The organism is Mesorhizobium sp. M8A.F.Ca.ET.165.01.1.1, from assembly GCF_004792065.1.
Classification (GTDB): domain Bacteria; phylum Pseudomonadota; class Alphaproteobacteria; order Rhizobiales; family Rhizobiaceae; genus Mesorhizobium.
On the sequence record NZ_SRTH01000007.1, the window covers coordinates 149,952 to 174,253 of the forward strand.

Annotated in this window: 31 protein-coding genes, 1 tRNA gene, 3 pseudogenes and 1 riboswitch; of the genes and pseudogenes, 11 read left to right on the forward strand and 24 right to left on the reverse strand. The window is 63.7% G+C overall.

Features of this window, described 5'->3' with window-relative positions:
- Window positions 1-30: 30 nt before the first annotated feature.
- From EN808_RS20195 to EN808_RS20275, 16 genes and pseudogenes are all read right to left on the reverse strand, one after another.
- Window positions 31-627 carry a thioredoxin family protein gene (locus EN808_RS20195; protein WP_135916713.1) on the reverse strand — a complete coding sequence of 199 codons (597 nt, stop codon included), beginning with the start codon at window positions 625-627 and terminating at the stop codon, window positions 31-33.
- Between the two features lie 261 nt (window positions 628-888).
- Window positions 889-1,329 carry a DUF126 domain-containing protein gene (locus EN808_RS20200; protein WP_189524140.1) on the reverse strand — a complete coding sequence of 147 codons (441 nt, stop codon included), beginning with the start codon at window positions 1,327-1,329 and terminating at the stop codon, window positions 889-891.
- Window positions 1,326-2,576, reverse strand: a complete 1,251-nt coding sequence (locus EN808_RS20205; protein WP_135882008.1) for an aconitase X — start codon at window positions 2,574-2,576, stop codon at window positions 1,326-1,328. Before EN808_RS20205 ends, EN808_RS20200 begins: the two co-directional genes overlap by 4 nt.
- Window positions 2,577-2,812: 236 nt before the next feature.
- Window positions 2,813-3,058, reverse strand: a pseudogene (locus tag EN808_RS20210) (TOBE domain-containing protein); the annotation flags it as partial.
- Window positions 2,949-3,491 carry a hypothetical protein gene (locus EN808_RS20215; protein ID WP_245525103.1) on the reverse strand — a complete coding sequence of 181 codons (543 nt, stop codon included), beginning with the start codon at window positions 3,489-3,491 and terminating at the stop codon, window positions 2,949-2,951. The pseudogene EN808_RS20210 and the gene EN808_RS20215, both read right to left, overlap by 110 nt.
- Window positions 3,491-3,627: pseudogene (locus tag EN808_RS37085) on the reverse strand (ABC transporter permease); the annotation flags it as partial. The pseudogene EN808_RS37085 and the gene EN808_RS20215, both read right to left, overlap by 1 nt.
- Before the next feature lie 270 nt (window positions 3,628-3,897).
- Complete coding sequence (locus EN808_RS20225; RefSeq protein ID WP_127280942.1) at window positions 3,898-4,062, reverse strand: DUF3309 family protein; 165 nt, start codon at window positions 4,060-4,062, stop codon at window positions 3,898-3,900.
- 232 nt (window positions 4,063-4,294) lie between these two features.
- Window positions 4,295-4,534 (reverse strand): hypothetical protein, encoded by a 240-nt coding sequence (locus tag EN808_RS37090; protein ID WP_245525104.1) that lies wholly within the window; start codon window positions 4,532-4,534, stop codon window positions 4,295-4,297.
- A 215-nt stretch (window positions 4,535-4,749) separates the two neighbouring features.
- The gene (locus EN808_RS20235) at window positions 4,750-5,571 is read right to left on the reverse strand and encodes an isoprenylcysteine carboxylmethyltransferase family protein (protein WP_245525105.1); all 822 of its coding nucleotides are present in this window, start codon (window positions 5,569-5,571) and stop codon (window positions 4,750-4,752) included.
- 38 nt (window positions 5,572-5,609) lie between these two features.
- Window positions 5,610-6,626: an ABC transporter substrate-binding protein gene (locus tag EN808_RS20240; protein ID WP_135916715.1), complete on the reverse strand. Its 1,017-nt coding sequence runs from the start codon at window positions 6,624-6,626 to the stop codon at window positions 5,610-5,612.
- Window positions 6,619-7,386 carry an ABC transporter ATP-binding protein gene (locus EN808_RS20245; RefSeq protein WP_135916716.1) on the reverse strand — a complete coding sequence of 256 codons (768 nt, stop codon included), beginning with the start codon at window positions 7,384-7,386 and terminating at the stop codon, window positions 6,619-6,621. The genes EN808_RS20240 and EN808_RS20245 overlap by 8 nt, the downstream gene beginning before the upstream one ends.
- Window positions 7,383-8,201 (reverse strand): ABC transporter permease, encoded by an 819-nt coding sequence (locus tag EN808_RS20250; protein ID WP_167531515.1) that lies wholly within the window; start codon window positions 8,199-8,201, stop codon window positions 7,383-7,385. Before EN808_RS20250 ends, EN808_RS20245 begins: the two co-directional genes overlap by 4 nt.
- A gap of 39 nt (window positions 8,202-8,240) precedes the next feature.
- Window positions 8,241-8,849, reverse strand: a complete 609-nt coding sequence (locus tag EN808_RS20255) for a YkoF family thiamine/hydroxymethylpyrimidine-binding protein (RefSeq protein WP_135916717.1) — start codon at window positions 8,847-8,849, stop codon at window positions 8,241-8,243.
- Window positions 8,840-8,953, reverse strand: a riboswitch (TPP riboswitch). (Overlaps the previous gene by 10 nt.)
- Before the next feature lie 313 nt (window positions 8,954-9,266).
- Entirely contained in the window at window positions 9,267-10,082 is an 816-nt protein-coding gene (locus EN808_RS20265) for a formyltransferase family protein (protein ID WP_210235456.1), read from the reverse strand.
- Window positions 10,083-10,652: 570 nt separating this feature from the next.
- Window positions 10,653-11,171, reverse strand: a complete 519-nt coding sequence (gene msrA / locus EN808_RS20270) for a peptide-methionine (S)-S-oxide reductase MsrA (RefSeq protein ID WP_135916720.1) — start codon at window positions 11,169-11,171, stop codon at window positions 10,653-10,655.
- Window positions 11,172-11,347: 176 nt separating this feature from the next.
- Window positions 11,348-12,916, reverse strand: coding sequence for a glycosyltransferase family 39 protein (locus tag EN808_RS20275; RefSeq protein ID WP_245511827.1), 1,569 nt, complete (start codon window positions 12,914-12,916; stop codon window positions 11,348-11,350).
- Between the two features lie 177 nt (window positions 12,917-13,093).
- On the opposite strand from EN808_RS20275, the gene EN808_RS20280 reads away from it, so the two are divergent.
- On the forward strand, window positions 13,094-13,801 hold the full coding sequence (locus EN808_RS20280) for a hypothetical protein (protein ID WP_135866179.1): 708 nt from the start codon (window positions 13,094-13,096) through the stop codon (window positions 13,799-13,801).
- A 179-nt stretch (window positions 13,802-13,980) separates the two neighbouring features.
- On the opposite strand, the gene EN808_RS20285 is transcribed toward EN808_RS20280, so the two are convergent.
- The 4 genes and pseudogenes from EN808_RS20285 to EN808_RS20305 all read right to left on the reverse strand — a co-directional run bounded on the left by EN808_RS20285 (window position 13,981) and on the right by EN808_RS20305 (window position 16,463).
- A complete protein-coding gene (locus EN808_RS20285; protein WP_135916721.1) occupies window positions 13,981-14,451 on the reverse strand; it encodes a GNAT family N-acetyltransferase in 471 nt (156 codons plus the stop codon).
- A 633-nt stretch (window positions 14,452-15,084) separates the two neighbouring features.
- Window positions 15,085-15,744: pseudogene (locus EN808_RS20295) on the reverse strand (terminase family protein); the annotation flags it as partial.
- Window positions 15,701-16,096: a hypothetical protein gene (locus EN808_RS20300; protein WP_135916723.1), complete on the reverse strand. Its 396-nt coding sequence runs from the start codon at window positions 16,094-16,096 to the stop codon at window positions 15,701-15,703. The pseudogene EN808_RS20295 and the gene EN808_RS20300, both read right to left, overlap by 44 nt.
- Before the next feature lie 4 nt (window positions 16,097-16,100).
- Window positions 16,101-16,463 (reverse strand): hypothetical protein, encoded by a 363-nt coding sequence (locus EN808_RS20305; RefSeq protein WP_135916724.1) that lies wholly within the window; start codon window positions 16,461-16,463, stop codon window positions 16,101-16,103.
- A 484-nt stretch (window positions 16,464-16,947) separates the two neighbouring features.
- Here EN808_RS20305 and EN808_RS20315 point away from each other — a divergent pair, with 484 nt between their 5' ends.
- Both EN808_RS20315 and EN808_RS20320 read left to right on the forward strand, forming a co-directional pair.
- Window positions 16,948-17,217, forward strand: coding sequence for a hypothetical protein (locus tag EN808_RS20315; protein WP_127279405.1), 270 nt, complete (start codon window positions 16,948-16,950; stop codon window positions 17,215-17,217).
- Window positions 17,218-17,296: 79 nt separating this feature from the next.
- Window positions 17,297-17,602, forward strand: a complete 306-nt coding sequence (locus EN808_RS20320) for a hypothetical protein (protein WP_127279404.1) — start codon at window positions 17,297-17,299, stop codon at window positions 17,600-17,602.
- A gap of 101 nt (window positions 17,603-17,703) precedes the next feature.
- On the opposite strand, the gene EN808_RS20325 is transcribed toward EN808_RS20320, so the two are convergent.
- Window positions 17,704-18,132 carry a DoxX family protein gene (locus EN808_RS20325; RefSeq protein ID WP_127279403.1) on the reverse strand — a complete coding sequence of 143 codons (429 nt, stop codon included), beginning with the start codon at window positions 18,130-18,132 and terminating at the stop codon, window positions 17,704-17,706.
- 635 nt (window positions 18,133-18,767) lie between these two features.
- Between EN808_RS20325 and EN808_RS20330 the strand changes: the two genes are divergently transcribed.
- The 4 genes from EN808_RS20330 (at window position 18,768) to EN808_RS20345 (ending at window position 20,256) form a co-directional block, all read left to right on the forward strand.
- Entirely contained in the window at window positions 18,768-18,947 is a 180-nt protein-coding gene (locus tag EN808_RS20330; protein WP_015317039.1) for a DUF3606 domain-containing protein, read from the forward strand.
- Window positions 18,948-19,191: 244 nt separating this feature from the next.
- Window positions 19,192-19,635, forward strand: a complete 444-nt coding sequence (locus EN808_RS20335; protein ID WP_135916725.1) for a GFA family protein — start codon at window positions 19,192-19,194, stop codon at window positions 19,633-19,635.
- 127 nt (window positions 19,636-19,762) lie between these two features.
- Entirely contained in the window at window positions 19,763-19,999 is a 237-nt protein-coding gene (locus tag EN808_RS20340) for a DUF982 domain-containing protein (RefSeq protein WP_127279401.1), read from the forward strand.
- Between the two features lie 11 nt (window positions 20,000-20,010).
- A complete protein-coding gene (locus EN808_RS20345; RefSeq protein ID WP_135866170.1) occupies window positions 20,011-20,256 on the forward strand; it encodes a DUF982 domain-containing protein in 246 nt (81 codons plus the stop codon).
- A 61-nt stretch (window positions 20,257-20,317) separates the two neighbouring features.
- Here the strand turns inward: EN808_RS20345 and EN808_RS37645 are convergent, their stop codons facing one another.
- Window positions 20,318-20,452, reverse strand: coding sequence for a hypothetical protein (locus EN808_RS37645; protein ID WP_281041223.1), 135 nt, complete (start codon window positions 20,450-20,452; stop codon window positions 20,318-20,320).
- 91 nt (window positions 20,453-20,543) lie between these two features.
- Window positions 20,544-20,840 (reverse strand): hypothetical protein, encoded by a 297-nt coding sequence (locus EN808_RS20350; protein ID WP_127279767.1) that lies wholly within the window; start codon window positions 20,838-20,840, stop codon window positions 20,544-20,546.
- 346 nt (window positions 20,841-21,186) lie between these two features.
- Here EN808_RS20350 and EN808_RS20355 point away from each other — a divergent pair, with 346 nt between their 5' ends.
- From EN808_RS20355 to EN808_RS20370, 4 genes are all read left to right on the forward strand, one after another.
- Window positions 21,187-22,095 (forward strand): alpha/beta hydrolase, encoded by a 909-nt coding sequence (locus tag EN808_RS20355; RefSeq protein ID WP_135916726.1) that lies wholly within the window; start codon window positions 21,187-21,189, stop codon window positions 22,093-22,095.
- Between the two features lie 361 nt (window positions 22,096-22,456).
- Entirely contained in the window at window positions 22,457-22,753 is a 297-nt protein-coding gene (locus EN808_RS20360) for a hypothetical protein (RefSeq protein WP_127870389.1), read from the forward strand.
- Between the two features lie 55 nt (window positions 22,754-22,808).
- Window positions 22,809-22,882 (forward strand) — tRNA-Gln (locus tag EN808_RS20365).
- A gap of 138 nt (window positions 22,883-23,020) precedes the next feature.
- Window positions 23,021-23,218: a CsbD family protein gene (locus tag EN808_RS20370; RefSeq protein ID WP_135916727.1), complete on the forward strand. Its 198-nt coding sequence runs from the start codon at window positions 23,021-23,023 to the stop codon at window positions 23,216-23,218.
- Window positions 23,219-24,028: 810 nt separating this feature from the next.
- Here the strand turns inward: EN808_RS20370 and EN808_RS20375 are convergent.
- Window positions 24,029-24,298 carry a hypothetical protein gene (locus EN808_RS20375; protein ID WP_127279763.1) on the reverse strand — a complete coding sequence of 90 codons (270 nt, stop codon included), beginning with the start codon at window positions 24,296-24,298 and terminating at the stop codon, window positions 24,029-24,031.
- Window positions 24,299-24,302: the final 4 nt, after the last annotated feature.

Sequence of the window (24,302 nt, forward strand, 5' to 3'; positions counted from 1 at the left end):
GCTCGGCGAAGGAGTGCGAGGTGGCCGGCGCTATGCGGCGCGGGCCGCACCGGAGAACCACACCGGCTCATTGCCGGCGCTCCATTTGATGTTGCAGCCGATCGACGGCACTTGGCTTGCGGCGGGCCTGCCGCCTTCCAGCACCGTGTCGACAGCCGCGCGCAGATCAGCACCGGTCACCGGCTTGCCATTGCCTGGCCGCGCGTCGTCGAACTGGCCGTGATAGGCGAGCCGGCGATCGGCGCCGAACAGGAAGAAGTCGGGCGTGCAGGCCGCGCCATAGGCTTTCGCCACCTGCTGCGAGGCGTCTTTCAGATAGGGGAAGGTATAACCGACCTTTTCAGACTCCTCGCCGATCCGCGCCAGTGTCTCCTCGGGATGCTCCAGATGGTCGTTGGCGTTGATCGCCACCACATGCAGGCCCTTGGCCGCGTAGTCTCTCGCGAATGCGGCGAGCTGTTCGCGGATCAGCACGACAAAGGGGCAACGGTTCGAAATGAAGGCAACGAGCAAGGCCGGCCTGACATCGAAGTCGGCCAGCCGGTGCAGCACGCCCTGTGCGTCCGGCAACAGGAAGTCGACAGCCTTGGTGCCAAGCTCGATCGGATTGGATTCTGTCTTCGGCATCGATGCTCTCCCTTCAGCCGGCTTTCACAGGTCAAGCGGCAAGCGCCCAGGAACCTGCAGTTAGTCTATGAATTTAGTAGAATTATACGCCGCAGAGCACGCCCACGGTCAACCGCGCAGCTTAGAATATCGTGCCAATGTTCGGGGCCGCGCCGGCAGGTTTGTTCGAGAGGAAGCCGTCTTGGAAGAAATGAGATTTGGGAAGCAGCGGCGGCCTCCATCCGCGATGTGCGCGCTGAGCTTGATTAGGAACGCATGTTCCTAGACCTTGCGAACGACCGCAGCGCCATCCGCACCAATACCGATGAAAAGCCGACCACCGGAACCAATGCCGGAAATATCGCACACCACAAGCGGAATTCGAATGTCGTAGAGAAACTCGGCGACGATCGCGCCCACCGCCAGGATCGGGTCCGGCCGCTCCAGAAGAATACCCGCCGGCGCCGTGCCTCTGCGGATCGCCTCGGCCAGCACCGAGGACGAGGATGACGATCCCCGGCCGCTCGGCATGACAAGGATCTTGCCGGCGACATTCTGGCCAAGACCTGGATGCGAATGATCTGTTATGTCGCCCGTCTCGGCATCGATGCCGCCCCAGAAGCTGAGCGGCTGCGAGAACACTAAAGCCTGCCCTTCGGCGGTGCCGGCCAGTTGGAAAGTGCCCAGCCGGTCAGCCGCGCCCGTTTCAATCCGCCGCGTCACGACACACCCCGCACGACATGCCCCACGGCCGCGGAGCGGATGCAGTCCCTCATCTCGGCGAAGGCGACGGTCACGCCGATATTGCCCGGCGCGTAATGCGCCCATTTGCCGGAATTGGTCATCACCACGCCGTCGAGACGTTCGAGGATCGAGGTGACATAGGTGCAGGTATCGGCAACCGGGATCAGGCCGAATGCCTCCAAGCCGTCGAGCGCCCGCTCCTCCTGCAATCGCGTCAGCGTCGCGCGTCCGGTGTTGACGTAGATCGGGATGCCCTTGCCGGGTGCTGCCTCACGCAGCAGCGGCAGCAGGCGCATCCATTCCTCATGCGAGAAATGCGGCGTGCCCAGCGACACGGCGCGGAGCGGCGCGCCGTCAGGCACCATCGACAGCCTGGCCAATGCATGGTCGATGTCGGCACGGCTGACGCGGACGATCTCCTCGGGCACCATGCCTTGAAACGCCTCGTCGCCGGTTCCGGCCTCCGGCGTGATGCCAACCGCATGGAACAGCGCCACCGCGCCTGTCGTTGCCGCCGCGGCACCGAGCGCTTTCAACTGGTCCTCGTCGCGCGGCCTGGGCAGGCCCGCAATCACCGGAACGCGGTCGCCGCTGGCTTGCCCGATGATCAGCCCGACGCCGACGAACAGGCTGTCAGTCGGTTCCAGCTCGGCAGCGTCCAGTTCGAACAGGACACGGCCGCGCCGGTTTTCGCTGAGATGCAGGCCCCAGGCCGGTGCGCGTCCGGTCATGGCGCAGCACAGATCGATGAAATCGCCGTAGCGGTTGGTGCGCGCGCCGATCACCGAATTGGCGAAGACAATGGCGTTGGATTCCCCCCAGGCGATCTGCTGGCCGAATTCGGGCCGGAAGCGGGTCTGATAAGGCGCGCAGGTGAATGTCGCCTGACAGCCAAGTTCGAGATGCGCCTGCATCAACCGCCGCGCCGGTGCTTCCTCCGCCGCCGGCATCTTCACCATGCCGGGATGGATGAGGTCGAACGACCCGACATTGAGCGTCGTCGGCACTTGAACACGGCCGCCGCCTTCGACCAGCCGTTCGACGAAATCGAGCCCTGCCTTGCCGTGATAGAGGCAACCGTCGATATGGGCGCCGGTGATGTCGAGCAGGCTGTTTGCTCCGATCGCGTTGGAAAAAGCGGCCAGGATTTTCATGGCCGCCGCAGCGGACGGGCCGTGCTCGCCGCCGAGCATGGATTGGTCGCGGGCATCCAGTTCAAGCGTCATCGATGTGCTCCTAGGCCTACCCGACCGTATGGCGGGACAGCGCCCCCCTCTGCCCTACCGGGCATCTCTCCCACGAGGGGGAGATCGGCGGCTTCAGCCTTGGCGCTCGTTTTTTGCGACGTGAGAGATTTGCGAAACCGGCGATGACAGTCAATCTCCCCCCTCGTGGGAGAGATGTCCGGTAGGGCAGAGGGGGGCGCCAAGGAACACCAACCATCCCAATCGTCGACTCCATCCTAACCGCCAATCAACACCGTGCTCTCCGGCGACCATCGCAGCACCACATCCTGCCCCTCCGCCAGCCTGTCGGCACCGGTATTTTGCACGATGACCTTCAGCGTCTGTCCGGCGCGCTCGACGAAATAGGTGCTGTTATTGCCGGCGAAGATGCGCTTCGACACCTGCCCCTCGAGCATGTTGACATTGGCGGAATCCATGGCCCCGGCATCGGCGGCAATGCGGATGCGCTCGGGCCGCACGGCCCAGCCTGCCCCTGGCCAGCGCGACATGGCCGAGCAGGATGGCGAACAGGCCGCGCCCGACGCCGAAGAAGAAGATCAGCATCGCCGTGCCGGTGATCAGCCAAGGAATGGCGATCGGCGGAAACAGCAGCGCCTGCAGGAATTTCTTGCCACGAAACTCATGACGAAAGAGCGCCAGCGACGCCGCCGAGCCGAGCACGGTTGAAATGATCGTGGTGATGACCGCGATCTCGATGCTGTTCCAGGTCGCCGCGATCAGCTGGTCGTTCTGCCACAGCGAGGCGTACCACTCGGTCGTCCATTCGAACGGCAGCTGATAGAAGGGCGAGACGTTGAACGACATCAGCGCCATGATGATAGGCAAATAAAGGAAGGCGAGCAGCAGCCCGACATAGAGGCGACCCAGCCATTCGAGGATGCGCGTCGTCGCCATCACGCCACCCTCCGCAGCAGCGGCGAAGCCACCGCCAGGATGACCAGCACGACGGCGAGCAGGAAGAAGGACAGTGCTTCCCCGAGCGGCCAGTGAACACGGCGACGAACTGGTCCTCGATGACCGTGCCAAGCCAATTCTGTCAACCACCAGCGCAGGGACGCTTCATCGCAATTCGCCCGGAGCCGCCCTTCGAGGAACCGCTTTGACGAAAAAAGGCCCGCTCCGGGAAGCCGGAGCGGGCCTTGGGGAGGATGAAGGGGTGGACCCTCTCCTCTTGTTTTCACGGGAGGTGTGGACCGCGATCACCATACCTGAACCCCGCGAAATGCCTGATGCATCACAATCCGCTGCTCGGCAACGTAAGCGCGGTCACGCGATCGCGATTGCTCCCGTGATCGAACTGCTAAATGCGGCCCAGGACGACAAGGATGATGATGATGATCAGCACAAGTCCGAGACCACCGCCACCATAATAACCGGTTCCGTAGAACGGACCACCACCGATACCGCTGAAGCCGCCAAGCAGCGCCAGGATTAGAATGATGATAAGTATTGTTCCGAGACCCATGACTTTCCCAGCTCCTAAATGCGCGCTTTCGCGCCGTTTCAACATCGCGCTATTTCAGATGTTGTAAGGTATGAACGTTTTAGGGGAGCTGGCGTTCCGCCGGGCCATCCCGGCTACGGAGCATCCAGCCCGCAAAGCAGAAAGCCCGCCTGGACGGCGGGCTTTCCGACCGGTCGGAGGCCAGGAGAGTGCGGTCAAAGCCTCAGGGCTGGTTCCGCAGCCTCCTTCAACCTCAGCGGCGTGCGATCAGCAGGCAGAGCTGGCGCAGGTCGCGGTCATAAGTCCCCTCGCTGCCGAGAACGTCGACGCAGCGCTTCTTCATGCGCCTCAGCTGGGAGCTCGACATCTGGGTCACGGCACGCGGACCGTTGAGCTGGCTAGGGTTGGGCGATATGCCCACGTTCGACGGGTTGCTGGGATTGGTTACGTTGTCGATGCCAGCCGACGCCGACACCACTAGTACCGCCAACATTGGCGCCAAGCTCCGCGTTGATACCGCCTGTTCCACCAGCATTGGCACCGAGCCCGGCGTTGATGCCGCCCGAATCTCCGATATTGGCGCCGGCCCCGGCATTCGCGCCGTTGCTGCCGCCGACCGAAGCGCCGAGCTACAGCGCCCTCGCCTAGGGAGCAGCTCCGACCACTGGACGCTGAGGAGCCTGTTGGCCAACCCTCACAGCCTGGCCTTCAGAATAACCGGTAGAACAGCCGATAGTGTACATGTTCCATGTAAGCGCGATACTCCGGCTCGGCGGCCAGCAAGGCCTCCTCGCGCAGGATTCGATACAGCTGCATGTAGGTGATGACCGCATAGACAGCGAGATTGTGGAAGGAAAAGGCCGACAGGAGGTAGAGCACATGGCCGGCGAGGTAGCCGGCATAGATCGGATGCCGCACCAGCCGATAGGCACCGCCCGTCATCACACCGCGATTGGCCGGCAGGATCGCAAAAGAGCGCCCCAGCGAGATCTTGCCCCAGATAACGAACAACAATGCGATGATCTGTAACGGCGCGGCGACGTAGAGAGGAATCAGCGCAATGCCTGGCTTGAGACTGATCAACGCAACGCCAAAACTGGCTGTCACCGAAACGATGACGGTAAGCAGATTCCAGTCACGCGTGACCGGACGCCGCGACAGCAGCAGCCAGGTGAAAGTGAGTATCTCGGAAATCGCCACCAGCGCGGTGTTGAGCCGGGTCGGATCCTCGAGAAGCTGATAGACGCCGCGATAGACGAACAGCGCCGCGCACAGCAGCGCACAGGCGCGAAAGAAGCCTTCGCGCAAGTCGAGCATGATCTCGTGCTTGCGCGCCGCCGACAAAAGCCCTTTGTCTGCTGCACGCGAAAGCGCTTCACTTTTTGACATGAGCAAGGCAAGCATCCCGATGATCCCTCGGGGGCGACCTTTGCACGTAACCATTGCCGTGCCGTTAACCGAGAAGATCAGATCGGCATCAAACCGGGTCAAAGCCGCCGAACGGCAAGGCCGTACCCGGTCTTTCAGCATCTCGCGATATGACCTTTCGCGGCCTCTGCACCGACGCCCTACTTGAGGTACCCATTGCTGAAATATCCCGCAAAATCCGGACGTTGCGCGACAACCTTGCCATCGGCATCGTGCAGGATACCGGCGGCGAGGAGATAGGAGCCGATCGCTTCCATCTTGGCGGGATCCATGATGCCGATGGTGCCGTCTTGCCCGCGCAGATAGTGCCCGTCGATCAGTGCCTTCAGCGAAGCCTGGATCAACGCCGGATTGGTGAGGGCATCCTTGTTGGCGGCTATCAGCAGCGTGGCGGCTTGCTCTGGGTGATCCACCGCGAACTGATAGCCGCGCCGCGTTGCCTGGATGAAGGACGACGCCTGTTGGGGGTTTGCCTGGAGAAACGCTTCGCTCGAAGAGATGAGCGTCGTGTGCTCGTCGGGAACGCCATAGTCGGCATAGACGAAGCTGCGTTGCTTGACGCCCTTGAGCTCGGCTTCGACGCCCTCCCAGGTCGACACTTCGAGCGTGAAGTCGACCGAACCGTTGGCCAGCGCCTCGTAGGCGGAAGTGCCGAGCGTCACCGTCTCGAAATTGCCCTTTCCGCCATCATGCCGGATGATGGTCGAGATCAGTGCGTTCTCCCAGGCGCTGCCGAAACCGCCATAGGTCAGGCCGTCCAGATCCTTCGGACTTTTGATCTCGCTGCGCGCCGCGTTGAACACCAGCCGACCGGTTTCGGACTGCACGACGGCATAGACGGCCTTCAAGTCGGCGCCGGCGGTCTTCTGGGTGAACAGGCTGATGGTGCCGTTGATGCCGAAATCGGCGACGCGGTTGGCGACAAGCGTGCCGGCGCCGGTGTCGCTGTAAGGCACAATATCAACCTCCAGACCGGCCTCGCGATAAAACCCCTTTTCGCGCGCGACGAACAGCCCGATGTGGTTGGTGTTGACCGTCCAGTCCAGCGCGACAGTGACTTTTTGCGTTGCCGCGAAGGAGCGGCTCGATCCGGTGATCAGCGGTACGCTACCGGCAAGGGTGAGCAGCAGAGCCTGCCTGCGCGTCAAGTCAATCATGGTCATGTCCTTTGGTTGGCTGGAGGTTGAGCAGAATGTCGAGGATCTCGGCCTCGAGTTCTCCGGCCCGCCGTGTGGCGGCGCTGGTCGGATCGCGCGGGCGCGGCAGTGGCACCTTGATCTCGCGCACGACACGGGCCGGCCGCGTGGACAGCACATAGATGCGGTCGGAGAGGAACACGGCTTCGCGCACGTCATGGGTGATCAGCAACGCCGTCCATCGATGGTGCCGCCACATCTGTTCGAGCCAGCGCTGCATGGCCGCGCGCGTCAGTGCATCGAGCGCGCCGAACGGCTCGTCGAGCAGCAACATGTCGCGTTCCTGCACGACAGTACGCAGCAGCGCCGCGCGCTGCCGCATGCCGCCTGAAAGCTGCGCCGGAAAATGCCGCTCGAAGCCGGCAAGCCCAAACTCGGCAAACAGCGGCGCGACACGCGTCCGCGCCGCCTTGCGGCCGAGGCCCTGCACCTCGAGCCCGAGCGTCGTGTTATCGAGGATGCGCCGCCACGGCATCAGCGCGTCCCGCTGCGGCATGAAGGCGAAATGCCTGCCATGATCGTCGAGCGGCGCGCCGTCGAAAAACATCTCACCCTCGCCATGCTCGGCGCCGGTCAGAAGCTGGAACAGCGTCGACTTGCCGGCACCCGAAGGCCCAAGGATCGAGACGAATTCGCCGGCATCCACGCGCAGCGAAATGTCGGCGAGCACTTCGAGCCCGCCAAAGGCCTTGCGCATATGCCGCAATTCGAGCCGGCTCATGCTTGCGGGCCTTTTCGGGCGGCTTGCCTGCCAGCGGCTCTTTCCCAAGGCATGGCAAGTCGTTGCAGCACCACCGTCAGCCCGAACAGGACGAGGGTAAGGGCGGCGCTGACGCCGACGGCGGCGAGCACCAGGTCGGGACGGAAATTGTTTTTGGCGTTGAGCATGTAGATGCCCAGCCCTTTGGCCGCGCCCGCATATTCGGCGAAGATGGCGCCGACGACGGCATAGGTGATGGAGATCCTGAGGCCAGCGAAGAAATAAGGCAGCGCCGAAGGCAACCGTGCCAGGATGAAGACCCGCCAGCGCCCTGCTCCCATGGCGCGCAGCATCTGCCCGATCTCGACCTCGGTAGCCTCGTAGCCCTGCACCAGGGCCACCAGCATCGGGAAGAAGGTGACCAGTGCCACCAGCATGATCTTGGGCGTCAGCCCGAAACCGAACCACAGCACCACCAATGGCGCGATGGCGACCAGCGGCAAGGTCTGGCTGACTATGAAGACAGGAAACAGCGCGCGCCGCAAAGGCTGGAAGAAGTCGACCAGCATCGACAGCGCGAAGGCGGCGCTGAGCGAACAGGCAAAACCGATCAGCGTGGCGCGGATGGTGGGAATGGCGTTGTCGAGCAGCGCGTCACGATTGAGCATCGCCTGTTCGAAGACGCGCGAGGGTGCCGGCAGAACCGTCGGCTTGATGCCGGAATGGTTTGCGTAGAGTTCCCACGCCACGAGCACCAGGCCGATCGATATCACGGCCGGCGCCGCCTGGGCGAGGAAGCCCGCGAGTTGACGCGGGTTGAACGACGATGAAGCCACGAGAGGATGACCTTGACGGCGCGCGTCGGCGCGAACGGTTCAGACGGCAGTGGGACTGTTGGCCGAAACCGTGACGTCGAGGGTTACGTGGCCGGCGCCTGGTCCGAAGCGGCAGAAGGCTTCGTCGAGCGCCGAGAAGATCGCGCCGGCATCGCCGCGCAGCTTGGTGCAGAAATTCTTGGAGCGATCGTAGACGCCGGACTGCTTCAGGAAATCGATGCAGCCATAGATCTCGTCCATGTGGTCGTCCGTGCCCATCACATAGAGCGAGAACTGCGCCGCCGCTGGCTGCCCAGTGGCGGGCGCGCCGCGCACGGCGGAAATGGCGGCTTGCTTGCGCGGGCCGAGTGGCCCGGCAGGTCCGCCAAACGTGTCGGAGCGGCAGATCGGATCGTCCGGCTCACCTGGGCAACCACGCGAAATGGTCGCCGACAGCACGCAATGCTTACCGCTGCCAGACGCAGCCACGAAAAGGTCGCGCAGCGCCGGGAATAGCACCTCGGGGGGCCCGACCAGCAAGGTCGAGATGTCGTCGGTCTCGATCCTGAGCTTGTCGCGATACGAATCGAGCGCGCCAAGCGCGCCCAGGATGACGCCGACAAAATCGTCGGCCATGAGATATAGGGAAACCTGTGCGCCTGAAAACATCGCCCGCCTCGCTCCGCTGGTATTACCCAGATCAGCTTCTAGGGTCTGTGGGCTTGCCGCCCCCGTCTCAGCCCCGACCGTACGGAGCACCCCTGTGGATGGCGGCGTTAAAGCACCATTCGATCGGTTGGGGAAGCTGTTTTTTCAGCAAGCTGCGCCAAAGCATTGCGCCAGCGCAGGCACAACCGGGTGCCGGCGCCCGGGAATTTGGCTCGATCCGGGTGCAACCAACAGCCCGACCATCACGCCGGGCGGAATGAATTCCAACGCGGACCAGAATTGCCCGACCAGCGCGCAGACGGATGCCAATGGCAGGGCGACCGCGCCGACCGTGGCCGACAAGAACTGCGGTAAGTAGTTTTCGCAGCAGGGAAAGCGCGGACGCAAGTTCCGCGCTTTCCATGCTCGTTGGTCTCACTATACGCCACGACCGGCTGGCGGTACCTCTGGCACCGATTCGCTGGCCACTTTGCCAAACACTCTTATTTCGGGGCACGGTTTTCCGGCTTTTGGCCGTGCGAATGCGGTGTGCATTTTCATCAGCCGTTTGAGCAGGCGGCCATAGGTGAGGTATCGAACCCGGCCATTGGCAAGATCGAACTCCACCCTCCCCCATCGCCTGACCGGACCTTTTCCAGTTGGCGGACCCAGTCGCGCGATCTGAAAGGCCAACCGAACCTCGCGGCCGGCAACGTCCAGATAGATACCGGGATTGCCGCCCAGGACGTGCCACAATCGGGCAACGTGCTCGATCGACATGTCGGATGAAATCGCCATGTGGTTCCGCTCAAGTCGCGCCCAGACGAAATCACCGGTTGGCTGCCGCGTCCCGGACACCAAATCCTCGCAATAGGCTGGCGCCACCTCGCGCACCAACGCGCGCATCGCGGTCGCCACGCTGTCGGCCACATCCCGCCGCGTTGCCCAGTGTGCTTCGCAGAACGGCACGTGTCCGAGGATGTCGCCGTCATCGAAATTGGCGGACATCTTGTGCAATGTCACGCCGCCATGGACGGCATGCTGGCCGTCCGCGGCCAGGCGATGGAGAGGATGCGGACCCCGGTAGTTGGGCAGCAGCGCCGGATGAAAATTAAGGCCGCCCTTGGGAAAGAGGCTGAGCAGTTGTTGCGGGATCAGGGTCGGGAAAGCGTAGCAGATCAGTACATCCGCGGCGATCTCAGGCAATTGCCGGCCAAGCTCATCCCAGTCGTAAGGCCGGCCGAATTCGATCAACTTTACCGGCGTGTTGCCGAGATAGCGCCTGAGCAGAAGCTGGCGCCTCAGCCGGCGTCGAAAATTGCCAATGCTGAAGCCTCTGGATGGGCGCTGAAAGCCAGGCACGATGATCGCGCCAATACGATTTCCCGCCTCGACCCACCCGGAAAGCAGGGGCCCGGTGTAAGCAGAAACATCCAGGATGAAAACTGCATTGAGCTGCCGGGCGCCGGCCACAGGCTCGGAAGAAATCATCTTTTCAGATCCGGCGGGGCAAGACATCGCCCGGCAATCCGAGCACCGTAACGAACCGGTCCAGTCACTACCAAAAGACCGGCCGAGCCGTCAGCCTGGTTTGGGAGAAAGCGGTCCTGCCGCGGCGACACTTGGGAGCCTTTCCCGCTTCACCAACACACGCTTCTCGTAGAGCTTCCTCATGCTCCCCCTGAAACCAATCAACCCGCGTAGTTGGTCAGCAACGCCGCGCACTGTCAACCGCCGGGCGGTGGTTAACAGCCGCTATTGATATGGCCTCGCGGCAATCGGCGGGCGCTTAAACCCACTGCCGCAAAGACTGATCCGCGAGCCTTATGAAACGGCCTTTTCACGAACCGGCAGTTTCCAACCCGGCCTGACGAAATGGCAGGTGTAGCCGTTCGGATACTTCTCCAGATAATCCTGGTGCTCGGGCTCGGCCTCCCAGAACGCTCCCGCCGGAGCGAGCTCGGTGACAACCTTGCCGGGCCACAGGCCAGAGGCATCGACATCGGCGATGGTGTCCTCCGCCACACGCTTCTGCTCCTCACTGGTGTAGTAGATTGCCGAGCGATAGCTCATGCCGACATCGTTGCCCTGGCGGTTGCGCGTCGTCGGATCGTGGATCTGGAAGAAGAATTCCAGAAGCTGGCGGAAGCTGATTTTCGCCGGATCGAAGCTGATCTCGATGGCTTCGGCATGGGTGCCATGATTGCGATAAGTGGCATTCGGCACGTCGCCGCCGCTGTAGCCGACACGCGTGGCGAGGACGCCCGGCATGCGCCGGATCAGATCCTGCATGCCCCAGAAACAGCCGCCGGCAAGCACTGCACGTTCGCTCGAAGTCGCCATGTAACGTCTCCTCAAAAGGCAATTCCGGGAAAACTGTAGCGGCGTTCCCCGGGGAATTGCGCGACAACAAATTTGGATAGTCCCATAAATGGGCATTGTCGCCTGCTTCGTCCAGTCGGACGAGCGGGCCATTCGGCTATACCGGTGAAAGGCGCCCCCTAAGGAACGGGGAAACCTTAGATGCGCGGATGCCGAGTCCGGCTGCTGGCGGCGACCGGCAGATATCGGATACCAGGCGGAATGGCCGCAAAACTGATCGCCACAGGCGGCGCCTCGCGCGACCAGTTGAAAAGAACGGTCTTGACCGGAACGTTGTCCAACCATGCCCGCAGCTGCGACGGCACGTGAGGACCCGACCAAACCATCAGCATGCCATGGTCGCGCAACCGCTGCCTCGTGATCCAGGGTGCGAACCGCATATCGAGATCGGTGAAGATCGACGGCTTGTCATAGGCGTTGAGGCCCGCCAGCATGGCAAGATTGGTATCGCCGCCGACAATGTCGAGCCGGCCGGGCACCGCGGCGTGCCACACCGCCTCGGCCTCGTCCGAGATCGGCCGCGCCGGCCAGCAGACGGCGTCCATCCGCCCGCGCACATTGCAATCCGTCCAGCGGATGGCCGCATAGGCCCCCGACATGGCCACGATGCAGATGAAGGCGCAGATCGCCAACCTTCGCATCTCGGGGGCACCGAGCCGGTGACCGAGAAAGGCGAGCGCGACGACGCCGACGAGATTGTACATCGGCGCGCCCCAGGCCTCGCCGGTGCCGGTGAACAAAGAGGCGACCATGATCAGCGTCGCCGGCCCAAGTCCCATCCAGGTGAGATAGACCAGCTTACCGCGCTCGACGGGGTCCTGCGGAGCCGACGTACGCCGCAGCAGCCCTGATATCGCCAGCACCAGGAGGAAGCCGGAAAACCCGGCCAGCTGGACACCGATATAGTAGAGGCGCGCACGGTGCTCGGTTACCCAGGCATCGCGGCCGGCGAAATAGGTCAACGGCAGGAAATCGATGCGGTAGAGTGCGATGGCCAACGGCGCGGCGACCGCGAGACAAACGGCCAGGCCAAGCCACGGCCAGGGCGTCGCCAGCCGACTGCGCGCGCGCGCGTCGGACAGCAGCCAGAGAGCGCCGAAGGCAAGCAGCAGGCCGGTGGAAAACTTGGCATAAAGCCCGACGCCCGACACCAGTCCGAGCGCCAGCCACCAGCCTGGCCCGCCACCGCGGCCGGCGCGCCACAGCAGCCAGCAGATCGCGGCCCAGAACGGCATTTGCGCATAGTCGTGATTGAATTGCGGCGTCGGCCAGCCGAAGAAATAGACCGATGGCATCAAAAGCACGGCGGCCAGCGCGCGGCGTTGTCCGAGCATGTCGCGGGCCAGCAGATAGACCAGGACGAACGTGGCCGAGATCGTCAGTTGGGCCAGCAGATATTGCGGCCAGCGGAACGATCCGGTCAGGAGATGGCTGGCCTCGAGCAGCCAGCCGGGGAGCTGCGGGTGCTTGTAGGTCAAAAGCACCCATTCGCGGCCCCACATGAAGCCTTCCACGACATCGCCGGGCGGTGCGGGATCGATGAGTGTTGGCACCACGGTCCAGCACAGCGTCTGCACCAGACACAAAAGTGCCAGCAAACCCCAGGGGTGCCGAAGCAGGGCGGACCAGAACGACGACGAGTCCAGCGCCACGGCAGGCAGCCCTGCCGGCACCCAACGATCGATGGAGTCGTCAATTCCCGCCATGCGCGGCTTAAACCACATTGCCCGGTTTGCCGAACAGCCCCAACGTCAAAGCTTACAAAAAAGTATACTTGCAGGTCATTGCTAGACCAAGATTGAGCGGGAACTTCGGCGTCCCGTTGCCCTTACCGGGCAGAACAGCCCGCACACCTGATCCCACTAGAAAATCCCGGATATTCGATGCGTCACCCGCATGCCGTCATTCACCACCGTGCGCTCGACTTCTGGCTGGCGCGCGCGGCGGTCCTCGTCATCATCTGCCTGCAGCTTCTGGTCATCAACGATCTTTCATTCGGTCCCCGCTGGCTGGCGCCGGCGCTGGAGGCCGCCCTGCTCGCGCCGCTGTCCGTGGCCACCGCCTGGACGCAGGCCGCCACCCAGAAAGCGGTCGAGGAGGAGCACTGGTATCTGGTCGGACGGTTTCGCGTCATGATCCGCCGGACGGCCCTGGTGATGACCGGCGTCGTCAGCGTCATGAATTGCGGTTCGCTGGTGCTCCTGGTGCGTGCCTTGCTGGCTGGCCATGCCGGCTCCAGCGGCCAGACGCTGCTGGTCGACGCGCTCAACATCTGGGTCACCAACGTGATCGTCTTTGCCTTGTGGTTCTGGAGCACCGACCGGGGCGGGCCGCCGACCTGCGGCCTGGTCAAACGCGCCGATGCCGATTTCCTGTTTCCGCAAATGACCCTGAATGATCGCGAAATCCGCGACTGGCTGCCTGGCTTCGTCGATTATTTCTTCCTCGCCTTCACCAACGCGACGGCATTTTCTCCGACCGACACCTTGCCGCTTTCCCGACGCGCCAAGCTTTTGATGATGGCGGAGGCGATGATCTCGCTGCTGACGATCGCGCTGGTCGCGGCCCGCGCCGTCAACATCCTGGCCTAAGGCAGGTCTACCGAAGTAACCCGGCTTTGGAGCACGCCATGCATGAAAAATCCGAAGATGCGCGTTAGGCCCAGAAACACCAATAGCCCGCCCCGGCGAACCGGAGCGGGCTATTGGTTGTGTGCGATGGCTGTCGCTAGTCCAATGGCATTGCAACACATGCGGGCAATCCGCCATCGTCAATCGGCGCCGAGATCCCGTTCAAAGACCACCTGGTCGCACAACGGAATGCCGTTCACGAGCAGGCCTTCGGGATAACCGGTCGATGGCCCGAACGCATCCCGAACGATGCGGTACATCCGAAAGCCCTGCCGCTGGTAAAATCGCAGGTTGCCGATATCGGCGCTCGCCGTCGAAACGATCAGGCGTCGGCCGCCGCACTCGCGGCAGCGGGTGATTGCCGCCGCGACAAGGGCACGCCCCAACCCCTCGCTCTGTCTTGCCGGACGCACGGCAAGGCTCTTGAGTTCGAAGACACCGCCGTCGCCTGTCTCGATGATCTGCGCATGGCCGACGACCCTCCCGCCATCCCGCGCGACGAGCACCTCGCCCTGAGCGATATAGCTGGAGATCTGCATGGATGAATCGTCGGCAAGGGCAAACAGCGGCCGCAACGCGTCGCGGTCCCCGTCATATCGTTCAATGTGCATCCGCAAACCCAAGCTGAATCAACGCCGCCGCGAACGCGGCAGCCTTGCGTCGGGATATAGCAGTGGCCGGTCGGGAGCCACAAATGCAAAAAGCCCGCCTCGGCGCGAACCGAAGCGGGCTTTGGCTCGATAGAACCGACAGGTGCAGATTTTCGACGCCGAGCAAAGTCTCGGGCTATTCCTCCGCCGCGCGCCTGAACCTCCGCACGATCACCTCGAACAGAATATCCGAGAGGCGGCGACGATCGCCGCGCGTTCCCCGGGCGAATAATGCGCGGCATCGTCGATGGTCATGAAGGTGACGTGACGGGACATGAGGGCTGTCCTTGGAAAGCTTGGTTTCCTCGCCCCGCGCGAAGCGGGGGGAGAGGTGGCTCGGCGAAGCCGAGACGGAGAGGGGCATGGCGCCGACCTGGTTAAGCGGGCGCCCCACGAAGCCCCTCTCCGACCGCTGCACGGCCACCTCTCCCGCGCTTTGCGGGGGCGAGGAACCCAAGTCCTGAGCGGACCCGGCCGGGTCCCCGCTGCTCTGCAGCGTCCCGGCGTTCGCCGGCCTTTCATCGTGCCACCGGCACGATGAATTCGCTTACGCGAACCGGCTGCTCACCCCATCCGCTCCACCTCCCCCGCCGACAAAAACAGCAGCACCACATCGCTCATGCCGAGCAGCGGCGTGAAGGTGACGATGGTGATGCCGCCGGTGGCGTTGGTGCGGGTCAGGCCCTCGGAATAGATGTCGAGCGGCGGTTCCTCGTCGAACCAGACGCCGTGCAGCGTCTCGCCCTGCCATTTCTCGCGGCCTTTCTCGAAGCTCTTGAACGACAACACGCTCTCGCCGGCCTGTCGGTCGCCGCCGCCGCCATGGCGCACCACGACGCTGTCGAGCGCACCGGGCGCGCCGCGTCCCATGATGGCGTCGGCGATCGCGTCGGCCGGGATCATGCCGGTGCCCCATGCCGCCTGCTGCTGCGGCGGGCCGACCAGCACGCGCTGCGGGTTGTCGCGCGTGCCCTCGCCGGTGACGCCGGCGGCCCACAGCCGCACCGGCGTGTCGAAAACCTTGCCTTGCCACCACTGGGGATAGCGGCCGGTGAGGTGCATGGCCCATTCGGCGCCGCCTGCTCTGGTCTTGCCGAGCTGGTTGCCGGCCATGAACAGCCGCTCGCGATTGGTCGCGCCGGCCGCGTGAAACTCGGCCTGGCGCTGATACGGTTTGTACGCCGCCAACTGGTTGGCGCGGCGCCGGCGGTCAAGTTCCGCCAGCAGCGCCAGATATTCCGTCTTCGCGGCGATCGGCGGGGTCGTCGAGGAACGGCCTGAGGACGGTTTCGAGGCTGCGGATTCGGCTGCGGATCTCTTCATCGCTCAGCGTGTCCAGTTGGTTGATGGCGACATCGATGTCCTTGGGCAGCACCGAAAGCACGATCTTCAGATACTGGTCGGGCTTGTCGGCCCGCACCTCGGCCAGGACGCCGGCGCCATGCGCCCGGAAATCGGCCCGCACGGCGGCGAGAAAATCGTCGCCCAGCGTCTTCTTCGTCCGCTTCGGGCGGGGCGCCTTCGCGGCTGCCGGGCTGGCGGCGGCTTTGCGCCTCGCCGGCCTTGCCTTGCGGCGCTTCGGCGCGACGTCGGTTTCGTCAGCCATCGGCCTACCCCAAGGCATCGCCGGTCGCCGCTTTGGACGGCTCCGATCTGCTTCGCCGGACCGCCTTCTTCGAGCGAACGGTCTTCTTCCCGGCCCGCTTGCCACGCTTGGGCCTTGCGGCAGGTTTTGCCGCCTCGGCCCGCGCCTTGAGCTTCGCCATGGCGAGGCCGACAGCGCGGCTGTCGATGCCGGCCCGCGGAAAACAAAACCCACCGCTGGCGTCTCGCACCATCCCGATCAGCACGCCGGGCGCCACCGCCTCGACACGGCCGAGCCGCGCCTGCGGCGCCACGCCGTCGAATTCGCCGATGGCGCTGACGACCTCAAGGCCGTCGTCGCCGGTGATGATGGTGGCATAGCGGGGCATGGGATTTCTCGCATCTCGCGGAGGTAGCGCTCTACGGCGCCCCCCTCTCTCCTGCCGGACATCTCCCCCACGAGGGGGGAGATTAAGCACTCGCCGGCTTTCGCCAATTTCCAACGTCTTATGGAGTGGCGGAGCGCCAAAGCTGCCGATCTCCCTCCATGTGGGGGAGATGTCCGGCAGGACAGAGGGGGCGCTGTCCCGCCAGCATTCAGATTTGCAATCGCAGCGGCGTTCCTGGCATGGCGCCAAAAAACAAAACCCGCCTCGGCGGCGGGTCGTTGGCGCAAATCAGCACCATGGACAAATATGTAGCATGGCTGCCCTCACCCGGTCAACGAGCTTCTAGGAAAAAATTCATATTTTGCTGGAAGGGGCATGACCGCGGCCCTGACATTCATCAGGCTTTTCAACAGCCGGCTCCTGTGAAATCATCAGCGGCAGCTCATGGAATGATTCCCGTCGCACGGCCTTTTAGGAGAGGACGATGGACAGACCAGCCATGGCATCCGTCTTTAGGATGCGGCACGCTCCGGCCACGGTTTCCGGTGTGCGCAGCACTGGCCAGGGCCAGGCGGATCCGATCATCCGGGTGCACTCGCTTGGCGAAGCGATCCGCTTCGTCGCCCACGCTTACCCCAACTACGACATCAGCACCGTCGCCATAGACTGCGGCGACCCCTCGATCCCGCGCCTCGGCAGCCTCGAGGTCAAGGCGGTGTGGCGCGAATATGGCGAGCGCCTGACGCAGGAATAGACGCGTCCGGCCGGCCAGCGTCCTGGGATCGGAAACGCTGCTGACGCGTTTCCACTGCGATCAATGGAGGGAGCAGTCCATGAACGTCGCCAACCTGCAACTCGAAGGCCTGCTGATGGCCGTCGCCTCGATCAACCACGTCCTGGTCAAGAAGGGCGTGCTGACAGCGGAGGAGATCGACATTGCCCTGCGCAAGGCCGAGGCCTCCGAAACCGGCGAGGAGCGATCAGGAGGCATGTCGGCGTCGAGCCGCGACGCCGTCAACTTCCCGATCCGGCTGCTGGAACTCGCCAACCAGTGCCAGCCGGAGGCGGACATGCCGTCCTTCTCGAAGCTGGCCCGCATGGTCGGCCAGATGAAGGAGCCCTACAACGACCAGATGTAAGGTCCTCTTCGCGCCTTGCCGGGCGGGCTGTTAAGCCCTGCCCCGGGCGGGCTCCTAGGCCCTGCCCCGGCGGGCTCCTAATCCCTGCCCCGGGCGGGCTGCTAAGCCCTGCCCGGCCATCCCAGGTTCAGCGCCAGAATCCTCCCCGGTCCATGGACCGCCGCGAACAGCAGCCCGGCCAGGAATGAAAAATGGTCGACGAAGAAGCCGAATTCGGCCTGGTTGCCTGACCAGTGGCTGGGTCCGTGGAAGGCAAAGGCCAGGAACAGCACATAGGCGGCGGCGACCAGGGCGGCCTGCGTGAAGAAGGCGCCGCTCAGCAGACACAGCACCAGCGCAACCTCCAGGATCGCCGCGCACCAGGCGAGGAAGAGCGGGAACGGGAAACCGGCGGCCGCGATATAGCCCGCCGTGGCCTCCATGCCCATGAATTTGAAGGTCACCGCCATCAGGAAGACGGCGGCGAAGATCAGCCGGGCAACGAGGAGGGCCGCGGTCTGCCACGGCGATTGTGCGATTTGCGACGACATGGTTGTTCTCCAGCTTCATCAGCCCCAAGGACGCGCCGCCACGCGCGGATCCGACATGGGCCAGCGATTTTTCATGAGTCGGCGATTTTTTTCTCTCCGATTTCGGAGCACGCGCAGGGCGCCGGTCGTCAGCCGCCACAACATGCGCCGGGCGTTGACGAACAATTAACGATCCTGAAACTTGTCCGTAACCGGCAACGTGATATTGTTAGCTGGGGCTAATGCACGGCGTGTCCTGTGCAGTCATTTTGGGGTGGGTCGAGTTTTGGGCGCAAGCGTCAGATTGGGAACGAAGTCCTATCTGGTCCGGTCACCGGTGTTGGAGTGCGATGGCTGCGGCGGCACCGGACAGGTTTTCCAGTGCCCGCGCTGGACGAGTTCAAACGGCCTTTGCTGTCCCGCCGGCACGCACTACCGCGGCTGCCCCGGCGCCAGCGCGCCCTGCGCCGAATGCGGCGCGACTGACGGCCACGGCGCCGACCCGGCCTTTCCATCGGCCTGAATCGGGGCCGGCGGCAAGCGCCCGGCGGTCGCCGCCATCCGCCATGGAACCAGCATGACCGATCCGTGTTATGTCTGACCGCGACATCTAGACGTCCGCGCAACCATGCGGCTTACAGAAAGTGAGGCCAGCCATGCCCGACGACAAATCGAAGACGAAGCAGGACCGCAAGCTGGTCTCGAGCGAGGAGACCTATGAGGTCGCCGCCTTCGCGCGCAAATACGGCATTCCGCAGAGCGAGGCGCAGACCATCATCAAGCGCTATGGCCCCTCGCGCAAGAAGCTCGACAACCACATGGCCGCGCGCGGATAGAAGAACGCGGCCCGCAAGGCGGCAACCATTTCACCTGGACGGCGTTGAAGATTGCTGCGGGCCGCGTCAACCGGGCCCGGCGGTACGGTGAACAGGATGTCTTTTTCCCGGTTTCTCATCCTGGCCAACGAAATGGCAGACGAGCATCTGTCCCGCCCGGCCCGTGGCATGCCAAACTGACGAAGCATCGGCTGCACAGCCGTATGGCTGACAGCCAGGGTGGCGAAAACGGAGGGCCGCAACCATGTCCGAGACAACACGCAGGACCGGTAGCTGCCTGTGCGGCGGCGTGCATTTCGTCGTCACCGGCAAGCCGTCGCGGGTTGGCCTTTGCCACTGCAAGGACTGCCGCAAGGCGAGCGGTTCGGTCTATTCCGCCTTTGCCATCTGGCCGCGCGATGCCTTCGAGACATCGGGCGAAGTGGCCAGCTACGGCACACGCAGCTTTTGCCCGACCTGCGGCAGCCGCGTCGCCTGGGTCGACGACAACGAGGCCGAGGTGATGCTCGGCAGTCTCGACGTCGCGCCGACGGACCTTGAACCGCAATATGAATTGTGGACCGGCCGGCGCGAAACCTGGCTGCATGCCTTGCCCGACGCCGAGCAGTTCGAGCATGACCGGCCGCTGGCAGAGGGCGCGGATCTGCCAGCGCCGAGAGCCTTGTCGGACGCCGTCGCGAGCGATTGAGCGCAAGCTTGAAAATTGATCGTCCGGACCTGGAACCCTGCCCTGTCGGCCACGTTATCCGGCGCTTCCTCTGTGCATGTCGGCTTGCCCCCGGTTTTGACCGCCATGCGATTCATGGAGACGACCGTTGAACGACAAGATGTTTCCCCGACCGATCCGCCTGAAATTCGCCCCCGAACGGGAGCGCGTGGTGCGCAGCGCCTGGGAAGGTCTGGAATGCCTTGGTGACTGGCCGGCCGGCCGGGGCCGGCGCTACCGGGCGGCACTGCGCAGCTGCCGCGATGCCCTGGATGGCTGGACGCCGCCGGAAAAGGCGATGCGGGCGATGATCGACGCCGCGCGTGAAGCGCGCATCCTCCAATAGCGGGAAAACCAATGGCCGATTTGATGCTGTCGACACCGCTGCGGGTCAAGCCGCATGGATCGGACACGATCCGTGAGGTGGCCACGCTCCAGGACGCCAGTGAAGTCCTCATCGACTGGCCGCATGCCAAGCGCGGCCCTTTCTACCAGGCCGCGCGCGAGAAGATCGAGGCGGCGCTAACCAACAATGAAGGCGCGGCACAGGCACAGGAGGCCTTTACCGCGCTGTGCGATCACGCCGGCCTTCTGGTCCGATAGGCCAAGGCAATGCCCAAACAAAAAGCAGGCGAACTCGCCTGCTTTTTTTGGCCCATTTCGATCATTGGGTGGGCAGATCGCCGTTGACGATCGGGTGGGAACTCTCGAAGCCGAAGCTCTTCGGCGCCATCAGCATCAGGACGATCACAACAGCAATAGAGGCAAGCAACGTAGCGGTTCCGGCAATATCTCTCACGATCCCATCCTTCCCAGGTCCGTCTTGTCATAGAAACGTTTCCTGGTTCGCGAGGTTCCGCTGCAGGCACTGCAATGTCGTCTAACCAACTCTACTGCTTCGGCGGCTGGGGCGGCACTTCGCCAGGCTTGATTACCGGTGTGTTGCCTTCATCGGGCGCCGGCGCGGCCATGCCTTGGTCGCCGGTAGCCGGCGGCTTCAACACGCCGCCGCAATCACTGAGCTTTTCGCTCAGGTCGCCGCTGCCGGACTGCTGCTTGCCGCCTTGATCCGTCTGCACCCGGCATTTGTCGCCCTGCTGGTTCGGTATCTGCTGAGCCGTCTGTGCCGCGGCCGGCATCGCCACGGCCAGCATCGTGGCGCATGATGCTATGGCGAGAGCTTTCATCTCGGCCTCCTTCGTTGAACAGCCGCCCGCGGCGGCCTTCCCTTCACTGGGACAACGCCCGTCGGCCCGAAAGGTTGGCCCAATGGGTTGGCGAAGAGGGCCTGCCTCTGGGGCCGAAGCGGCTGTCTGTCGCCCTCACTCCAAGGCCGGCCCTGGGTTCGAGGCAAGTGCAGCAGCCCTGCCACGATCAGCACGATCAGCATGGCGAACCCGGCCAGAGGCCAAGGCCGCGGGCGACGCCGATCGCGCCGGCGAGCCACCTTCGCGGCGCAAAGAGCCGGCGCTTGCACAAAAGGCGCTGCAACCAACTCCATTCTCCAGCCGTTGCCTGTGCCGGAGGCCAGCCATGTTCGAGCATTTCCAGCCTATCGACGTCGACATCGGGGACGTCAGCATCTTCGTGCGCCGCTCCGGTGGCGGACCGGCGGTGCTTTTGCTGCACGGCTTTCCGCAGACCCATCTGATGTGGCGCGACGTTGCGCCGGCGCTCGCCGAACGTTTCACCGTCATCTGCGCCGACCTGCGCGGCTATGGCCGCAGCGCCTGCCCGGCATCGAGCGCCGATCACGCGCCCTATGCCAAGCGGGCCATGGCATCCGACATGGTGGCGATGATGGCGGAACTCGGCTTTACCAGCTTCATGGTCGCCGGCCATGATCGCGGTGGGCGTGTCGCCTACCGCCTGGCGCTCGACCATCCCGGCCCTATCAAAAAACTCGCCGTGCTCGACATCGTGCCCACGGCCGATGCCTGGGACCGGGCCGATGCCCGGCTGGCGCTCGGCTACTGGCCGTGGTCCCTGCTGGCGCAGCCCGCGCCCTTGCCGGAAAAGATCCTGGCGGGCGCCCCAGACGCCATCGTCGACAATGCGCTGGGCGGCTGGGGTTCATCGCCCGATGTCTTTCCAGCCGGCATCCGCCGGGCCTATGTCGATGCCTTGCGCGACCCCGCCCACATCCACGCGATCTGCGAGGAATACCGGGCGGCGGCAACGCTCGACCGCGAACACGACCGGGCGGACAAAGCCGCCGGCCGGCGCATCGCCTGCCCGGTGCTGGCACTGTGGAGCGGGCAAGGCGTGCTGGCCCAATGGTATGCCGGCGAAGGCGGACCGCTGGCGTTATGGCGGAACTGGGCTGATGACGTGCGTGGCCGCGCTATGTCAGGCGGGCATTTCTTCCCCGAGGAAATGCCCGGGCAAACGGCTGGCGCGCTGATCGATTTCTTCGGCGAGGTCAAGGCCGGTGCCGGTTAGCCACCGCCCCGGTTAGCCACTGCCAGTCACCTCGGATCAGCCGACTGATTGCTCCGCTGTATCGTCGCCGTCGGGTTCACCAGGCCGGAAAGGATCGGATCTTCGCGGACACTCCTCGAAACGATGGTCGCGGCCGCCGCAGAAGGAACAGCACATCGCCTCACGGCCCTCGTTTCCGGGCCACCATTGCGGTGTTTCGTAGGGTTTCCTGCCGTCCATGCCCAGCAATGCGCGACGCCCGATTTGGTTGCGCGGAACCCAACAGACACGAAAGCGGTTGTGTGCGACAATGCAAGCGGCCATTCCAGCGCCAATCCGGACCGGCCGCATGTGCAATTCAGTCAAACCAAAGAGAACCCTCATGTCCGCTCGCGTTCTGACCCTGTTGATGGCCATCGGCGCCGTGCTCGCGACGACCGGCCTGGCCGATGCCCGTCCCGACAGCCGCTCCATGAGTTGCGGCGAGATTCGCGCCATGATCCAGAGCCATCGCGCCGTGGTGCTGACCACCGGCCGCAACACCTATGACCGCTATGTCAGGCAGTTCGGCAACGAGTGCGACTGGCCTGACGTCCCGATGTCGGCCTATATCCCGTCCCGCGACGGTACCTGCCCGGTCTATCGCTGCCAGGACCCGGGCGTCGATTTCCCGAATTGACGGCCGGTGGTCCGAATTGACGGCAAGCCGCAAGGACGCCATAACGTCCCGCCTTTCCCGCTTCGTCTAATGGTAGGACAGCGCCCTTTGAAGGCGTGAATCGTGGTTCGAGCCCATGAGCGGGAACCAAACAAAACCAATGACTTAGATACAATTTTTGACATATCGTCGAATATGCATCGATCCCCCGAAGGCCGCCACAGATGGCCTTTTGGGAACTTCCTCGACACGACGACGTTGCGCCTTTTTCGAACGAAGGAGGTTGTCATGGACTGGAATCGCGTCGAGGGAAACTGGAAGCAAGTGAAGGGCAAGGTCAAAGAACAGTGGGGAAAACTCACCGACGATGATCTCGATCGCATCGCCGGTAAGCGCGATCAGCTCGAGATCCAGGAGCGCTACGGCATCGAAAAGGATCGCGCCCGTCGGGATATCGATGACTGGTATAGCAGGCAGGGCTGGTAGGAAAGGCACCGTGAATCCAGCCTTCGTCTTCGGCATGCACGGGACTCGCGCAACCTTCCCCGGCCTCCGAAAGCGATGGCCCGCGCCACCCAACTCTGACGCGGGCCGACCAAAGGTCTTGGAGGGACGTTGGTCAGCAGTCGACCCCGGCTGCCGATGATTCAATCAGCGTGCGCTAAAATAGTTCCAACTTTCGAGGCTCCATACTCATGCAACAAAGCCTGGCAAACCACGTCGCCATCATCTGGAGACTAAGCCGCGGCCAGCCGGCCGACCAACGCAATTTGCGTCAACTCTTCTGGCTCGAAAGCCAGGCCACGAGCCGTGGCCAGCGTTATTGAATTTCCGCGCCTTAAATGAAAGGCCCGCCGCGTGGCCCCCCGCGACGGGCCCTGGGCGTGGCTACATCCTAAAGGATCGACCACGATGTCATTAACGCCCGCCTCCAAAGAATGTTCCAGGCATGAAAAAGCCCGCCGGGCGAAACCGGCGGGAAGAGACAGAAGTGCTAGGGATCTACCCAGCATAGGGTCAACAGGTGGCGGCAGGGTTGGTTGCGGACGGGAAATGACGTGGCCAATGTCGCGCAAGGACACCTCCTTTCGGATGACTTCGTTCTTATTGGAAGGCGGGGCATAGTCGGCGCAGCCCGGCAGGACCCCGTGGCCCCCCACAGGTACCGGCCGGCTAGGCTCGGCGCTCCCCTCCAAACTCCGGCGCCGAGCCGCCGCTTTCCCGGCCCCCCGATCATACGAACCGCGAAGCGTAAAACTGTAGCCCGCCAGCGGAGCACTCGGCCAAGACCGCCAGTCAGTCTTTGCTACTGTTCCTCCGCCGATCGATCGCGCCATAATCAGGGATGCAGGTGAAGAACACCGGCCGCTGCCCCCTGCCTGCACGCTTGCACAGATCGCACCGGAACACTTTCACCAAGTCGTTATGCATGGCGCCGTGGTCGAGCCCCAGGCGGGCGCCCAGCGCTTGCAAGTCGATCTGGAGGGAATGATTGCACATCGGATGCCCGCAGGTGACGTAGAACGTCTCGCGGTTGCGAATGGCATCGGCAATGGTTTTGGACATGGTG

Coding starts and splice junctions, on each gene's coding strand:
- EN808_RS20195 (WP_135916713.1), bottom strand. CDS start 627: ATGCCGAAGACAGAATCCAATCCGATCGAGCTTGGCACCAAGGCTGTC.
- EN808_RS20205 (WP_135882008.1), bottom strand. CDS start 2,576: ATGACGCTTGAACTGGATGCCCGCGACCAATCCATGCTCGGCGGCGAG.
- EN808_RS20215 (WP_245525103.1), bottom strand. CDS start 3,491: ATGGCGACGACGCGCATCCTCGAATGGCTGGGTCGCCTCTATGTCGGG.
- EN808_RS20225 (WP_127280942.1), bottom strand. CDS start 4,062: ATGGGTCTCGGAACAATACTTATCATCATTCTAATCCTGGCGCTGCTT.
- EN808_RS37090 (WP_245525104.1), bottom strand. CDS start 4,534: ATGTTGGCGGTACTAGTGGTGTCGGCGTCGGCTGGCATCGACAACGTA.
- EN808_RS20235 (WP_245525105.1), bottom strand. CDS start 5,571: ATGCTGAAAGACCGGGTACGGCCTTGCCGTTCGGCGGCTTTGACCCGG.
- EN808_RS20240 (WP_135916715.1), bottom strand. CDS start 6,626: ATGATTGACTTGACGCGCAGGCAGGCTCTGCTGCTCACCCTTGCCGGT.
- EN808_RS20245 (WP_135916716.1), bottom strand. CDS start 7,386: ATGAGCCGGCTCGAATTGCGGCATATGCGCAAGGCCTTTGGCGGGCTC.
- EN808_RS20255 (WP_135916717.1), bottom strand. CDS start 8,849: ATGTTTTCAGGCGCACAGGTTTCCCTATATCTCATGGCCGACGATTTT.
- msrA (WP_135916720.1), bottom strand. CDS start 11,171: ATGGCGACTTCGAGCGAACGTGCAGTGCTTGCCGGCGGCTGTTTCTGG.
- EN808_RS20275 (WP_245511827.1), bottom strand. CDS start 12,916: ATGGCGGGAATTGACGACTCCATCGATCGTTGGGTGCCGGCAGGGCTG.
- EN808_RS20280 (WP_135866179.1), top strand. CDS start 13,094: ATGCGTCACCCGCATGCCGTCATTCACCACCGTGCGCTCGACTTCTGG.
- EN808_RS20285 (WP_135916721.1), bottom strand. CDS start 14,451: ATGCACATTGAACGATATGACGGGGACCGCGACGCGTTGCGGCCGCTG.
- EN808_RS20300 (WP_135916723.1), bottom strand. CDS start 16,096: ATGGCTGACGAAACCGACGTCGCGCCGAAGCGCCGCAAGGCAAGGCCG.
- EN808_RS20305 (WP_135916724.1), bottom strand. CDS start 16,463: ATGCCCCGCTATGCCACCATCATCACCGGCGACGACGGCCTTGAGGTC.
- EN808_RS20315 (WP_127279405.1), top strand. CDS start 16,948: ATGGACAGACCAGCCATGGCATCCGTCTTTAGGATGCGGCACGCTCCG.
- EN808_RS20320 (WP_127279404.1), top strand. CDS start 17,297: ATGAACGTCGCCAACCTGCAACTCGAAGGCCTGCTGATGGCCGTCGCC.
- EN808_RS20325 (WP_127279403.1), bottom strand. CDS start 18,132: ATGTCGTCGCAAATCGCACAATCGCCGTGGCAGACCGCGGCCCTCCTC.
- EN808_RS20330 (WP_015317039.1), top strand. CDS start 18,768: ATGCCCGACGACAAATCGAAGACGAAGCAGGACCGCAAGCTGGTCTCG.
- EN808_RS20335 (WP_135916725.1), top strand. CDS start 19,192: ATGTCCGAGACAACACGCAGGACCGGTAGCTGCCTGTGCGGCGGCGTG.
- EN808_RS20345 (WP_135866170.1), top strand. CDS start 20,011: ATGGCCGATTTGATGCTGTCGACACCGCTGCGGGTCAAGCCGCATGGA.
- EN808_RS20350 (WP_127279767.1), bottom strand. CDS start 20,840: ATGAAAGCTCTCGCCATAGCATCATGCGCCACGATGCTGGCCGTGGCG.
- EN808_RS20355 (WP_135916726.1), top strand. CDS start 21,187: ATGTTCGAGCATTTCCAGCCTATCGACGTCGACATCGGGGACGTCAGC.
- EN808_RS20360 (WP_127870389.1), top strand. CDS start 22,457: ATGTCCGCTCGCGTTCTGACCCTGTTGATGGCCATCGGCGCCGTGCTC.
- EN808_RS20370 (WP_135916727.1), top strand. CDS start 23,021: ATGGACTGGAATCGCGTCGAGGGAAACTGGAAGCAAGTGAAGGGCAAG.
- EN808_RS20375 (WP_127279763.1), bottom strand. CDS start 24,298: ATGTCCAAAACCATTGCCGATGCCATTCGCAACCGCGAGACGTTCTAC.